The sequence below is a fragment of the Kitasatospora sp. NPDC093102 genome (genome assembly GCF_040683915.1).
GTDB lineage: Bacteria > Actinomycetota > Actinomycetes > Streptomycetales > Streptomycetaceae > Kitasatospora.
Genome location: NZ_JBFBFA010000011.1, coordinates 1 through 13,484, shown reverse-complemented (window position 1 = coordinate 13,484; position 13,484 = coordinate 1). Strand labels below are relative to the sequence as shown.

Genomic DNA, 13,484 nt, shown 5'->3' with positions numbered 1-13,484 from the left:
GTGCCGACACGCCCACCACACAAGGGAGTTGACCATGTTCGCACTCTCCCCGTCACAAGAGATCGTCTGGCTGCACGAACAGATGCTGCCGGGCAGCCGCGCCTACAACTTCACCGCAGTCCTCGACCTGTGGGGCACCCTCGACCGGGAGGCCCTGCACGCCGGCCTGGCCGCCGTGCTGGCCCACCACCCCGGTCTGCGGCTGGAGTTGGTGCCCAGGCCGGAGGGGCTGCCCGGCCAGCGGGTCGCCGAAGGCTGCGAACCGGAGCTTCGCCACAGCGACTTCGCCACCGAGCAGGACCCGGAGGCAGCCTTCCGCCGGCTCCTCGCCGCCGAGGCCGAGGAGCCCCTGGACACCGGGCGGGCGCCGGTGCTGCGCTGGCACCTGGTCCGGCTCGGCGAGGACCACCACCGGCTGATCCACGTCGAGCACCACCTCGTCCACGACGGCCACTCCTTCGCGATCCTGCTGCGCGACCTGTTCACCGTCTACCGCGCCACCGTCCTCGGCGAGCCCTACGAGCTGCCCGCAGCCCCCTCGTACGAGGAGCACGCCCGCGCCGCCACCGACCTCCCCCGGGACCGCGGACTCGACTTCTGGGCCACGGAGCTGGCCGACGCGCCGCGCGAGGTCACCCTGCCCGGACTGGCGCGGCCGGGCGCCGAACGGCGCCACCGCGGCGGCCAGCTGCGCCAGTCGATCGGCGCCGACCTGGCCGAGCGGCTGCGCGAACGCAGCAAGGCGGACGGCCACACCCCGTTCAGCACCCTGCTCGCCCTGTTCGCCGAACTGCTGCGCCGGCACAGCGGCCACCGCGAGCTGGTGATCGGTACCGCCGTCGGAAACCGCCCGGAGGGCTTCGAGGGCACCGTCGGCATGTTCGTCAACACCGTCCCGCTGCGCCTGCGGCTCGACCCGAAGGCCCCCGGCACCGAGGCCGTGGACGAGGTGACCGACGTCCTGCTGCGCGCGCTGCCGTACCAGGACCTGCCGGTCCAGGAACTGACCCGCCGGCTCGGACTGCACACCACCGGCGCCGACAACCCGCTGTTCAACGTGATGTTCAGCGCGCACGACGCGGCGCTGCCCGACGTCCAGGCGCCCGGGCTGGAGGTCTCGCTGTACGAGGGCTTCAACACCGGCACCACCCGCTTCGACCTCGACCTGGTGCTGCTGCCCGACGACCGCCGGGTCGTCGGCGAGAAGCACGGCGCCGCCGGAATGACCCTGGTCTGGGACTACGACGCCGACCTGTTCCGCGAGTCCGAGGCGGTGCTGCTGTCCGAGCGGCTGCTGGAACTGCTGCGCTGCTACCTGGACCGCCCGCAGACGCCGATCGCCGAACTCGCCCCCACGCCCGAGGCCGCACCGGCCACCCCGGTCACCCCGGCCGCGCTCGACCCGGCCGCCGCCCACGACCCGACCTCGCTCGCCCTGCTGGCCGGCACCGAACGGATCAGCTACGGCGAACTCGACCGCCGGGTCACCGAGCTGGTCGAGCGGCTGCGCGCCGCCGGGGTGGCCCCCGGCCAGCCGGTGGCCACCGTGCTGCCGCGCGGCGCGGACAGCGTGGTCGCCCTGCTCGCCTGCCTGCGGCACGGCGCCGTGTACGCGCCGCTGTCCACCGAGGACCCGGCCGCCCGGCTCGGGCTGCTGCTGGAGCGGCTGAGCCCGGCGCTCGTCCTGGCCACCCGGCAGAGCACACTGGCGCTGCCCGCCGAGGGCGTGACCCCGGCGCTGCTGGACGGCCCCGCCTTCCCGAAGGCCGAGCCCGCCGCCGTACTGGACGGCGCCGCCTACGTGATCCACACCTCCGGCTCCACCGGCGTGCCCAAGCCCGTCCTGGTCGGCCGCGAGGCCCTCGCCGGGTACGTCGCCGCGATCGCCGCACGCTACGGACTCACCACCGCCGACCGGGTGCTGCTGTTCGCCCGGCCGTCCTTCGACGTGGCCCTGGAGGAGGTGCTGCCCGCCCTCGCGGCCGGCGCCGCCCTCGTCGTGCCGCAGCGCGAGGTGCCCACCGGGCCCGAGCTGGTGGCCGTGCTGGCCGCCCGCGGCGTCACCGTCGCCAACCTGCCGACCAGCTACCTGCTCGCCGTCCGCGAGGACCTGTGCGAGGCACTGCGCGACGGCCGCTGGGCTCCCCGGCTGCTGGTGCTCGGCGGTGAGCGGCTGCCCGCCCGGGCACTGGCCGGCCTGACCGAGGCCACCACCGTGCTGAACGCCTACGGCGTCACCGAGGCCACCGTCACCTCCACCGTGTACGAGGTCACCGCCGCCGACGTCGCCGAGGACGGCGAGATCCCGCTCGGCGCCGAACTGGACGGCGTGCGCATCCACGTCCTGGACGACACACTGCGCCCGCTCGCCCCCGGCTGCGTCGGCGAACTCGCCGTCGGCGGAGCCCTGTTGGCCGAGGGCTACCTGGGCCTGCCGGAGCCGACCGAGGCCCGGTTCGTGACCGTCCCCGCGCTCGGCGGCGCCCGTGTCTACCGCACCGGCGACCGCGGCTACCGCGACCTGGACGGGCGGCTGCGCTTCCTCGGCCGCGCCGACAACCAGGTCAAGCTGCGCGGCCACCGGATCGAACTGGAGGAGATCGAGGCCGCCGCCTCCGCCGAACTCGGCGGCCGCTCCTGCGCGGTGCTGCTGCACACCGACCCGCGGACCGGCCCCCGGCTGGTCGGCTTCCTGGAGGGCGCCGACCGCCCCGACCAGGCCGCCCTGCACGAGGCGCTCGCCCGCCGGCTGCCCGGCGGACTCGTCCCGGCGAGCTGGACGGCCGTCGCCGAGATGCCGACCCTGCCCGGCGGCAAGCCCGACCGGACCGCCCTCGCCCGCCTGGCGGCGGAGGCTCCGGAAGCTCCCGAGGCGCAGGAGAGCGCGCCGAGCGAGTTCACCGACCCCGGTCAGCAGCTGATCGCGGCCGCCTGGCGCGAGGTGCTCGGCCACGACCGTTTCACCGCGGACTCGCACTTCTTCGAGGTCGGCGGCCACTCGCTGCTCGCCGCCCAGCTCGCCGCCTACCTGGAACCGCACCTCGGCAGCCGCCCGCCGCTGCGCACCCTGTTCCGCCACGCCGTGCTGGCCGACCAGGCCCGCGCCCTCACCGCAGGAGACGCCAAGTGAACGAGCGAAGCATGGCGGTCCCCCCGGCCGAAGGCTGGGAGAGGACCACCGAGAGGTGCGCACGGGCGACTGCCCCTGCCGAGCGCGGCGAGGTGGGAGCATGACCGCCCCCTCCGCCGTCCTGGAGGACGGCCACCGCGAACTCGTCGAGGCCTTCGAGAGCTTCGTGCGGCGCGAACTCGTCCCGCTGGCTGCAGAGTTGCCCGAGACCGTCGACCAGGTCCCGGCCGACCTGCGGGCCTACGTCCGCAAGCGCTCCGCCGCACTCGGCTTCTACGCCGGCGACTACCCCGAGGAGCTCGGCGGCGCCGACATGCCGTTCACCGCCGTCGTCCTGCTGCACCACGCCGCCGGGCGCAGCGGCTGCGTGCTCGCCCCGTACGCGCTGGCCGGCTCCGACGGGCCCAGCCCGCTGCTGCGCCACGGCACCCCCGAGCAGATCGAGCGCCACCTCGTCCCGCTGGTGCGCGGCGAGCAGACCCGCTGCCTCGCCCTCACCGAGCCGCACGCCGGCTCCGACGCGTTCCGCCTCACCACCACCGCCGTGAGCACCGGCGACGGCTGGGTGCTGAACGGTCGCAAGACCTTCGTCAGCAACGCCGAGCACGCCGGGATCGCGCTGGTCGTCGCCGCCACCGACCTCGGCGACGGGGCCGGCCCCACGGCCGGGGCCACCGCCTTCGTGCTGCCGATGGACCAGCCCGGGCTGCGGATCGGCCAGCGCTACGAGGGCATGTCCGGCGAGCCGCTGTTCGAACTGCTGCTGGACGGGGTCACCGTCGGCCCGGAGGCCGTGATCGGTGGCGAGGAGGGGGTCGGCGCGGCCACCGCCCTCGCCATCGACAGCCTCTCGCGCGGCCGCCTGGTGGTCGCCGCGATGTGCAACGGCATCGCCGAACACGCGCTGCGGATCGGCGTCGAGTACGCCAAGGACCGCCGTGCCTTCGGCCGGGTGATCGGCGAGTACCAGCACGTCCAGGAGCACCTGGTCGCCACCCGGGCCGAGGTCGAGGCCTCCAAGCTGCTCACCCTGGCCTGCGCCCGGCTGGTCGACGAGGGCACCGAGTCGCCCGAGAACGCGGCGCTCGCCAAGCTCACCGCCTCCGAGACCGCCGTGCGCGCGGTGGACCGCTCGCTCCAGGTGCACGGGGCCACCGGCTGGGTGCGCGGACACCCCCTGGAGTTCCTGTACCGCTACGTCCGGATGACCACGATCATCGAGGGGACCTCGGAGGTCCAGAAGGTGATCATCGCCCGTTCCATGGGCCTGAACTGACGGTTCGTCACCTTTCTGGAGATGATGATGGAACACCTTGACAAGGAATCCCGGAGCGCGGAGAACCCGAGCATCGGATACGGCCGTCCGCACCAGGACGGCGCGGTGCTCGACCTGTTCACCGCCTGGGCGCACCGAACCCCTGACGCCCCCGCCCTGATCGACGGCGACCAGGTCCACAGCTACGCCGAACTCGACCGCCTCGCCGACACCGTGGCCGAGGCCCTGCGCGGCAAGGTCGGCCCGGGGGACCTGCTCGGCGTCTGCCTCGGCCACTCGGTCTCGCTGGCCGCCGTCACCCTGGCCGCCGCCAAGCTCGGCGCCGTCCACCTGCCGCTCGGCCCGCGCCCCGGCGAGCGCCGGCTGCGCGCCGTCGCCGAGCAGCTGCGCCCGGCCTGCCTGGTCGGCGAGCCGGACCTGCTGCCGCCCGGCGGCGAGCGGCTGCCGCTGGACCTGCCCACCGGCGGCGTGGTGGCCACCCTGTCCCCCGGCGAGCAGGTGCACGTCCCGGTCGGCACCCACTATGCGGTGCTCACCTCCGGCTCCACCGGCACCCCGAAGGCCGTCGCCGTCACCGAGCCCGCGCTCGGCGCACTGTTGCAGTGGTACCGCGAACTGACCGGCCTCGGCCCGGGCGAGCGGCACAGCCTGCTGATCGGCGTCGCCTTCGACCCGCACGTCCTGGAGCTGTGGGCAGGCCTCACCTCCGGCGCGGCCCTGGTCGTCGCTCCCGAGGCGGTCCGCTGGGACACCGGCGCGCTCACCGACTGGTGGTACGAAGCCGGCGTCACCGTGTCCATCCTGCCCACCCCGCTGGCCGAGCCCGTCCTCGGCCGGCCCTGGCCCGCCGGCCTGGCGCTGCGCCACCTGGTGATCGGCGGAGACCGGCTGCGCCGCGCCCCCGGGCCCGACGTCACCGCGACCGTCCACAACGCCTACGGCCCGGCCGAGGCCACCGTCACCACCACCACGCACACCATGCCCCCCGGTGGCGACCACGGCGCCGGCGCCCCGCCGATCGGCCTGCCGATCGACGGCGCCGTCGTCCTGGTCACCGACGAGGACGGCCGCCCGGTGCCGCGCGGCACGGCCGGCGAGCTGCGGATCGGCGGCCGCGGCCTGGCCGCCGGGTACCTCGACCCCGAGCTGACCGCTCGCCGCTTCGTCGACGCGCCCGCCGGCGTGGTCGGCACCGACCGGGTCTACCGTACCGGCGACCGGGTGGTCATGCGGCCGGACGGCGTGCTGGAGTTCCACGGCCGCCTCGACGACCAGGTCAAGGTCAGCGGCGTGCGGATCGAGCCGGCCGAGGTCGAGGCCGCCTTCGAACGCGACCCGGCGGTGCGCCGGGCGGTGGTCGCCGCCGAGCAGGCGCCGACCGGTGGGGCCCGGCTGCTCGCCTTCGTCCAGGCCGAGGGCGGTGCCGATCCCGCTGCGCTGCTCGACGCCGTCCGCCCCTGGCTGCCCGAGCAGGCCGTGCCCTCCGTCGTCCGGCTGGTGGAGCGCTTCCCGCTGGACGCCAACGGCAAGGTGGACCGCCAGGCCCTGCTGGCCGACGCGGCGGCGGCCGACCCGGGCGAGGAGGCCCCGACGGGCGAGGGGGGCACCCTGGTCGAGCGCACCGTGCTGAAGCTCTGCCGCGAGCTGATCGGCCGCACCGACCTCGGCCCGGAGGACAACTTCCTGGCCGCGGGCGGCAATTCGCTCGCCGCGGCGAGATTCCTGGAGGCCCTGGAGAACGAGTACGGCGTACGGCTGCGCGCCCCCCTGGTGCTGCGCCAGCCGGACCTGCGGGCCGTCGTCCGGCTGGTCGAGGAGCGGGTGGCCGCCCTGGTCGCGACCGCCTGAGCCCGTCCCAACCTCCTCAGCGGGGCGCCCCGGCCCACCCGGCCGGGGCGCCCGGAAGGGAACCACCATGACCACCGCGACCACGTCCGCCGCGACCACGTCCGCCGCGACCACCACGAACCCCGCGACCACCACGAACCCCGCGGCCTCCGCGACCCCGTCCGACCGGACCGCCGAGGCCCTGCCCGTGCTGCCCGCCCTGATCGCCCGGCAGGCCGAAATCCGGCCCGACGCGCTCGCCGTGACCGACGGCTCCACCGCCCTGACCTACCGCGAACTCTCCGACGCCGCAAACCGGTTGTCCGCCGTCCTGGCTGCCCGGGGGATCGGCCCCGGCAACGCCGTCGGCCTGCTGTGCGCCCGCTCGACCCGGCTCGTCGTCGCCCAGCTCGCCGTCTGGCGGACCGGCGCACTGGTCGTCCCGCTCGACCCGGCCTACCCGCGCCCGCGGATCGCCGAGATGACCGCCGACGCGGACGTCCGGCTCGTCCTCGGCGACAAGGGCCTGCTCGCCGAGTCCGGGCTCCCCGAGGAGCGCACCCTGGTGCTGACCGAGCGCGGCACCGAGGCCACCGACGGCACGGCACCCGAAGCCGCCGACCCGGCCGCGCCCGCCCTGCTCTACTACACCTCCGGCTCCACCGGCCGCCCCAAGGGCGTCCTCGTCCCGCACAGCGCCGTCGCCGACCTGGTCACCGCCGAGGACGCGATCGCCCTCGGCCCGCGCGACCGGGTGCTCTTCCACTCCACCGTCTCCTTCGACGCCGCCACCTTCGAACTGTGGGCCCCGCTCGCCCGCGGCGCCGCCGTGGCCGTCTCCCCGAGCGAGCGGCCCAGTGCCGAGGACCTGGTCCGTGACATCGAGCGCTTCGGCGTCACCACCGTCTTCCTCACCACCGCGCTCTTCCACCACCTGGCCGCCCGGCGCTCCCGGGTCTTCGGCGTGCTGCGCACCCTGGCCGTCGGCGGCGAGGCGATCTCCTCCGAGCACGCGGGCACCGTGCTGCGGGCCTTCCCCTGGCTCGAACTGGTCAACGTCTACGGGCCGACCGAGGCCACCACCTTCACCACCCTGCACCGGGTCACCCAGGCCGACTGCGCCGGCTCCGTCCCGATCGGCCGGACCTTCGGCGGCGCCCGCGCGTACGTCCTGGACGAGCAACTCGCGCCGGTGGCGCCGGGCATCGTCGGCGAACTGTGGATCGCCGGCGACCGGCTGGCCCTCGGCTACCTCGGCCGGCCGGAGCTGACCGCCGACCGCTTCCGCGAGCTGCCGGGCATCGGCCGCGCCTACCGCAGCGGCGACCGGGTCCGCCGGCTGCCGGACGGCTCACTGGAGTGCCACGGGCGCACCGACGACCAGGTCAAGGTGCGCGGTTTCCGGATCGAACCCGGCGAGGTCGAGCACGCGCTGCTCCAGCTGCCCGAGGTCGCCGAGGCGGCGGTCGTGGTCCGCCGGGCCGGGCAGGCCGACGCCGCCCTCACCGCCTGCCTGGTGCTCGCCGAAGGCGCCCGCCCGGCCGTCGAGGCACTGCGCACCCGTCTGGCCGAGCAACTGCCCGCCCACCTGGTGCCCACCGCCTGGACCGTGCTCGCCACGCTGCCGCTGACCGGCAGCGGAAAGGTGGACCGGCGGACGCTGGCCGCCGACGAGCCGGCCGAGGCGCAGCCGTCCGCCGACGCCGAGCTCGGCCCGATCCAACAGGTCGTCGCCGAGGCGTGGAGCCGGGCCCTGGAACGCCCGATCACCGACCCGGCCGCCGACTTCCTCGCCGAGGGCGGCCACTCGCTGCTCGCCATGTGGGTGGTGGACGACCTGCGCGAGGACCTCGGGGTCGAGCTGTCGCTCGCCGACTTCCTCGGCCACCCGACCGTCGCCGCCCAGGCCGAGCTGCTGGAGCGCGCCCTGCGGGCCGCCGACGACACCCCGGGAGGCGACCGATGAGCACCGTCGACCAGACCGACCTGCTGCGCCGCGCCCGCAACCGCCGTGCCGCCACCGCCGTTGCTCCCGCGCCGGAGGCCGCTCCCACCGTGCCCAGCGGCCCGGCCCCGCTCTCGCACGCCCAGCAGCGGATGTGGCTGATGGACCACCTCGGGGAGGGCGGCGCCCTCTACAACGTGCCGCTCGCCACCCGGCTGCGCGGCCCGCTCGACCATGCAGCCCTTGCCGCCGCGATCACCGGCCTGACCGAGCGGCACGCCGTCCTGCGCACCCGCTACCCGCGCCTGGGCGACCAGCCGTACCAGCAGATCGACCCGGTCGCCCCGGTGCCGCTGCCCGTGCTGGACGCCGCCGCCCCGGAGCAGCTCGCCGCCGAGGCGGCGCGCCCGTTCGACCTCGCCGCCGGCCCGGTGCTGCGCACCCTGCTGCTACGGCACGGGCCGGAGGATCACACGCTGCTGCTGACGATCCATCACATCGCCGTAGACGGCGGATCGCTGCCCGTGCTCGCCGCCGACCTCGCCGCGCTGTACCGCGCCGAACGGGACGGTGCCGAGCCCCAACTCCCGCCGCCTGGAACCTCGTACGCGCAGTACGCGCGCCAGGAGCGCGCCCGGGAAGCCGAGCTGACGGCCGCCGCCGACATCCTCGCCGCCCGGCTGTCCGGAGCCCGCCCGCTGCCGCTGCTGCGGCCCGTCCCGCCCGGCACGCGCGAGCGCCGCGCCGCCCTGCACGCCGCCGTGCTGGACCCCGCCGTGGTGACGGAGCTGCGCGCCCTCGGCTCGCGGTACGGCGCCACGCTGTTCACTGTCGTGCTGGCCGCCGCGTTCGCCGTGCTGCGCACCGCCTCCGGGCAGGGCGACCTGGTCCTCGGCTGTGCCAGCGGCCACCGGGCCCGCCCCGATCTGCGGCGGACCGTCGGCCTCGGCGTCAACACCCTGGCCGTACGGGCGGATCCGGTCGGCGACCCGACCTTCGCGGAGCTGCTCGCACTGGTGCGTACCGCCCTGCTCGACGCCCAGCAGCACCACGAGGTGCCCTTCGACCTCGTGGTCGAGCGGCTCGGCGCGGCCTCGCGCGGGGCGGACGGAACCCCGCTGCTCTCGGTCAGCTGCGACCTCGTCCACCCGGTCGAGCCGCTCGCGCTGCCCGGCCTGGCCGCCGAGAGCGTCGAACTCGACCTGGGGCTGGCCAAGTTCGGCCTGGCGCTGCTGCTGGAGGACGGTCCGAAGCCGCGCGTCCTGGTCCAGCACGACCGGGACGTGCTGGACGAGACCACCGCCGCCCGGCTCGCCGACGCCTTCGCCGCGGTGCTCACCGCCGTGGCCGGCGACCCGGACCGGCCGCTGTCCGACCTGCCCGGCGAGCGGCTGACCGGTGTCGAACACCCGGTCGTGGCGGCCCTGTCGGCCGACCCGGCGGTGATCGAGGCGGCCGTGGTCGAGAACCCCGACGGCCCGCCGCTCGCCTACGCGGTGGTGTGCGGGCCGGCCGCCCCGAGCGGCGCCGTCCTGCGGGCCGCCCTGCGCGGACTCCTCCCGGCCGCCGAACTGCCGCTCGCGGTCACCCTGGTGGACCGGCTGCCCCGCCGCCCCGACGGATCCCCCGACCGTGACCGGCTGCCCGGCGCCGCCCCGCGGAGCGACGGCCTCCGAAACGACGCCCCGCCGCAGGACGGCCCGCTGGACGCCGTACGGAAGGCGTTCGGCGAACTGCTCGGCGCGACCCCGCCCGCCGACGGCGACTTCTTCGCCCTCGGCGGCCACTCCCTGGTCGCCGTCCAGCTCGCCGAACGCCTGCGCACCCGCACCGGGCTGCCGCTCACCGGTCTCGACATCCTGGAACAGCGCACCCCGCGCGCCCTGGCCGTCCTGCTCGCCATCCGCGCCGACGAGCGCCGCGCCGCGCTCGCCCGGGCCGGCGCCCGGCCGCAGGCCACCGGTGCCCGCACCGGCACCGTCCTGCTCACCGGCGCCACCGGCGGGGTCGGTGCGGCCGTGCTCCAGGAGCTGATGGCCCAGGGGCGGCCGGTCCGGGTGCTGGTCCGGCCCGAGTCCGCGCACCTGCCCGCGCTGAACGGCGCCGAGGTGGTGGAGGGCGACCTCGGCGACGTCGACAGCCTGCGCCGGGCGGTCGAGGGCGCCGATGCCGTCATCCACTCCGCCTGCACCTTCACCGACCACGCCACCGACCTCGCCGCGATGCGCGCGCTGGTCGACGGCTGGCGGGGCGGCCCGTTCGTCTTCGTCAGCAGCATCGACGCGTACGGCCGCCCGACGGGCACCGAGGTTGCCGAGGGCAGCCCCAGCGGCGCGGCCGTCACCCCGTACGGGCAGGCCAAGCTGGACTGCGAGCGGATCCTCTTCGAGGCCGCCGCCGCCGGCCGCGGCCCGGCCACCGCCGTCCGCGCCCCGATCGTCTGGGGCCCGCACCACCGCCTGCGCGACCAGCTCCGCTGGGGCTCCACCGGCGCCCTCTACCAGGCCGCCCTGGCCGGCCGACCGATCGGCCTGCCGGCCGCCGACGAGTGGTGCGGCGCCTCCTGGGTGCACGCCGCCGCCCTGGCCCGCGCCCTCACGGCCTGCCTCTCCCCGGACCACCCCGCCGCCGGCCGGGTCGTCAACGCGGTGAGCGGACACGTCTCCTGGGCCGAGTTCACCGCCGAACTGGTCCGTCTGCTCGGCTCCGGCAGCCCGGTCGGCGCCACCTCCGACGCCGACGAGGAACTCCGCCGCCCCTGGCACTACCGGGCGGACACCCTGGCCGGCCCACTCGCCCCCGAACCCGGCGAGGACTGGCGGAGCGTCCTGGCGGCCATGGTCCGCTGAACCCCGTCGCGGGCGGAGGAGTCCGGGCTGCCGGCCTCCTCCGCCCGCACTACCGGAGCTTCCGCAGCCGGGAGGCCGCGATGTTGCGGCTGCGCCGGGTGCGGCCGCTCTCGGCGAGGAGGCTCACGACGGCCCGGGTGGGCGAGTTCTCGGCGAGGTGCTCCTGGAGCCAGTTCTCCGCCGTGAGCAACTGCCCCTCCTCCCACGGCTCGTCCAGGGTCATCGCCCGCAGCAGTGCCCAGTCCCGCAGGCGCCGCACGGAGAAGGCGTCGGCCGCCACGACGCCCGCCAGCTCCCGGTGCCAGGCCGGGAAGCCCGGGTCCGTCAGCAGCTCCGCCGCCCGCCGGTCCAGGTACTCGCAGACCGCGCTGCCGGCCATCGAGGACTCGGGGTCGGTGAGGATCCGGGCGGTGAGGCCCGCCGCGTCCTCGGGCGAGACCTCCGCGAAGGCCTGGCGGTACCGCGCGAACCGCACGTGCTCGTCCGGCTCGAAGCCTTCCGCGTCGGCCGTTCCTGTCTCGGTCACCGAGGTATCCTCTTCCGTCCTGCCGTGGCCAGGGAGGACCAGTGGCCTTCACCTTCCCCATCCTCGCACGGCTGCATCCGGGTCCTCCTCCGCGATCTTCTTGACCTCAACTCCGCTTGAAGTCCTAGCCTTTCCCGATGATCCATCAGATGGCGGGATTGGACGCATGATTCTTGTGACGGGAGCCACCGGGAACATCGGACGGGATCTGCTCGGGGAACTGGCGACGTGTGGTGCGGGCCCCGTCCGGGGCCTCACCCGTGACGGCGCTCGGGCCCTGTTCCCCGAGGGGGTGGAGGTGTGCGAGGGCGACTTCGCCGACCCGGCCTCCCTGGAGCGCGCCCTCGACGGGGTGCGCTCGCTGTTTCTGGTGTCGCGGATCGGCTCCGACGCCGACATCCTCGACGCCGCCCGGCGGGCAGGTGTCGAGCACGTGGTGCTGGTGTCGTCCATCACCGTCCAGACGCATCCGCACCTGGGCCCGGCCCGCGAGAACGCGACCGTCGAGCAGTTGCTCAAGGACGACGGCATGGCGTGGACGGTTCTCCGCCCGACGCAGTTCGCCTCGAACGCCCTGTGGTGGGCGGAGTCGATCCGCGAACGCCGGACGGTCCGCGTGCCGTACGCGGACACCGGGCTGCCCACGATCCATCCCGCGGACATCGCTGCGGTGGCGCGTGTGGTGTTGACCGAGCCCGGCCACCGTGGACGGACGTACGCGCTGACCGGACCGGAGCGGGTGACGGCCCGACAGCAGCTGGAGGCCATCGCGGCGGCCCTGGGGCGGGAGGTGTCCCTCGCGGGGATCGGCCGGGAGGAGGCCCACCGGCAGATGTCCACGGTCCTGGGAGCGGAGGCCGCGGATGCGGTGCTGGATGTCACGGGCGGGGATGTCAACGAGGGGCTGCTGGAGGTGCGCGACACCGTCGAAAGGGTCACCGGAGCCTGCGCCAGGCCGTTCCACCGCTGGGTCTCCGAGAACATCGCAGCCTTCCGCTGAAGCGCCCGTCCCTGAGCCGACCACCCCACTCCTCGACGCCCCGGCCGGCACCGGGCGCTCAGCCGATGGTCACCACGCGGGCCCACTCCGGCGGGCTGTCCGGGCGGTGGTCCTCCCGGCCCTCGTCGTACCGGCTCGGCCTCGGGAAGAGGCCGACCACCGTGCGGCGGGGCGGGGCGGCGCAGGCCCCGGCCCAGTCGCCGGTCAGGCGGCGGGCGGTGGAGGTTTCGATCATGGAGGGCGGCACGGCGTACTCGCGTACGCGCCGCCAGAGGGAGAGGCGGGAGTCGTTCCCGTGCGCGGGGTGAGTGGGCATCAGCACGCACTCTTCGCGGACGGGACCCCCATTCTGTGAGCAGCGTGAGTGGTCATCGCCGGGGAGCATGGCGCCCCGCGACACCGCCCGCCTCACCGTTCCGCTCCGCGGCCGGGTGCTCAAGGGCCGCTGGAGACCGGGTCGAGTCGGGTGGTTCGTGGTGGCTTGGGTGTGTTCTCGTGGAGGGCGGAGGGGGCGCGGCGGTGCGTAGACGCTCGCGCATGGAACTGAGTGCGGAGGCTATGGTTCGCCGGCCCGGAGTGGCCTTGACTGGTGGACACGAGGACGGACGCGCAGGGTTCACGGAACCCCGGCGGGTCCGACGATCCGAGAACAGGTTCCTACTCCGAGTGAGGGTGTTTGTGATGGCTGGTGTGGTGGATCTCGCGGTCGAGTCCGGTGTCGTGCTGGTGGTCGGTGGGACGGGGAAGACGGGTCGTCGGGTGGCGGACCGGCTGGCGGCCCGGGGCTACGAGGTGCGGGTGGGTTCGCGTTCGGGTGCGGTGCCGTTCGACTGGCATGACGAGGGGACGTGGGAGGGGGCGCTGGAGGGTGTGAGTGCGGCGTACCTCACCTACTACCCGGATCTGGCGTTTCCGGGTGCGGTGGAGGCGG

General features: G+C 75.4%; 9 protein-coding genes. 7 read left to right on the top strand and 2 right to left on the bottom strand.

The window, feature by feature from the left end; all coding sequences use genetic code 11:
• Positions 1-34 precede the first annotated feature (34 nt).
• The 5 genes from AB0O11_RS17490 to AB0O11_RS17470 all read left to right on the top strand — a co-directional run bounded on the left by AB0O11_RS17490 (position 35) and on the right by AB0O11_RS17470 (position 11,027).
• On the top strand, positions 35-3,130 hold the full coding sequence (locus AB0O11_RS17490; protein WP_363387125.1) for an amino acid adenylation domain-containing protein: 3,096 nt from the start codon (positions 35-37) through the stop codon (positions 3,128-3,130).
• A 100-nt stretch (positions 3,131-3,230) separates the two neighbouring features.
• Positions 3,231-4,406, top strand: a complete 1,176-nt coding sequence (locus tag AB0O11_RS17485; RefSeq protein WP_363387123.1) for an acyl-CoA dehydrogenase family protein — start codon at positions 3,231-3,233, stop codon at positions 4,404-4,406.
• A 21-nt stretch (positions 4,407-4,427) separates the two neighbouring features.
• The gene (locus AB0O11_RS17480) at positions 4,428-6,254 is read left to right on the top strand and encodes a non-ribosomal peptide synthetase (protein WP_363387120.1); all 1,827 of its coding nucleotides are present in this window, start codon (positions 4,428-4,430) and stop codon (positions 6,252-6,254) included.
• Between the two features lie 67 nt (positions 6,255-6,321).
• Positions 6,322-8,199, top strand: a complete 1,878-nt coding sequence (locus AB0O11_RS17475; RefSeq protein ID WP_363387117.1) for a non-ribosomal peptide synthetase — start codon at positions 6,322-6,324, stop codon at positions 8,197-8,199.
• Positions 8,196-11,027 carry a condensation domain-containing protein gene (locus AB0O11_RS17470; RefSeq protein WP_363387114.1) on the top strand — a complete coding sequence of 944 codons (2,832 nt, stop codon included), beginning with the start codon at positions 8,196-8,198 and terminating at the stop codon, positions 11,025-11,027. The genes AB0O11_RS17475 and AB0O11_RS17470 overlap by 4 nt, the downstream gene beginning before the upstream one ends.
• Positions 11,028-11,076: 49 nt before the next feature.
• On the opposite strand, the gene AB0O11_RS17465 is transcribed toward AB0O11_RS17470, so the two are convergent.
• Entirely contained in the window at positions 11,077-11,553 is a 477-nt protein-coding gene (locus AB0O11_RS17465) for a hypothetical protein (protein WP_363387111.1), read from the bottom strand.
• 166 nt (positions 11,554-11,719) lie between these two features.
• Here AB0O11_RS17465 and AB0O11_RS17460 point away from each other — a divergent pair, with 166 nt between their 5' ends.
• Complete coding sequence (locus AB0O11_RS17460) at positions 11,720-12,553, top strand: NAD(P)H-binding protein (RefSeq protein WP_363387108.1); 834 nt, start codon at positions 11,720-11,722, stop codon at positions 12,551-12,553.
• Between the two features lie 58 nt (positions 12,554-12,611).
• Here AB0O11_RS17460 and AB0O11_RS17455 read toward each other — a convergent pair whose 3' ends face one another.
• Positions 12,612-12,869: a hypothetical protein gene (locus AB0O11_RS17455; protein ID WP_363387642.1), complete on the bottom strand. Its 258-nt coding sequence runs from the start codon at positions 12,867-12,869 to the stop codon at positions 12,612-12,614.
• Positions 12,870-13,234: 365 nt separating this feature from the next.
• On the opposite strand from AB0O11_RS17455, the gene AB0O11_RS17450 reads away from it, so the two are divergent.
• Positions 13,235-13,484 (top strand): NAD-dependent epimerase/dehydratase family protein (locus AB0O11_RS17450; RefSeq protein ID WP_363387105.1); only part of this gene is annotated, 250 nt, incomplete at its 3' end.

Excerpts from the sequence above, each read along its gene's own strand:
- AB0O11_RS17490 (WP_363387125.1), top strand. The coding sequence starts at position 35 with ATGTTCGCACTCTCCCCGTCACAAGAGATCGTCTGGCTGCACGAACAG.
- AB0O11_RS17485 (WP_363387123.1), top strand. The coding sequence starts at position 3,231 with ATGACCGCCCCCTCCGCCGTCCTGGAGGACGGCCACCGCGAACTCGTC.
- AB0O11_RS17480 (WP_363387120.1), top strand. The coding sequence starts at position 4,428 with ATGATGATGGAACACCTTGACAAGGAATCCCGGAGCGCGGAGAACCCG.
- AB0O11_RS17475 (WP_363387117.1), top strand. The coding sequence starts at position 6,322 with ATGACCACCGCGACCACGTCCGCCGCGACCACGTCCGCCGCGACCACC.
- AB0O11_RS17470 (WP_363387114.1), top strand. The coding sequence starts at position 8,196 with ATGAGCACCGTCGACCAGACCGACCTGCTGCGCCGCGCCCGCAACCGC.
- AB0O11_RS17460 (WP_363387108.1), top strand. The coding sequence starts at position 11,720 with ATGATTCTTGTGACGGGAGCCACCGGGAACATCGGACGGGATCTGCTC.
- AB0O11_RS17455 (WP_363387642.1), bottom strand. The coding sequence starts at position 12,869 with ATGCCCACTCACCCCGCGCACGGGAACGACTCCCGCCTCTCCCTCTGG.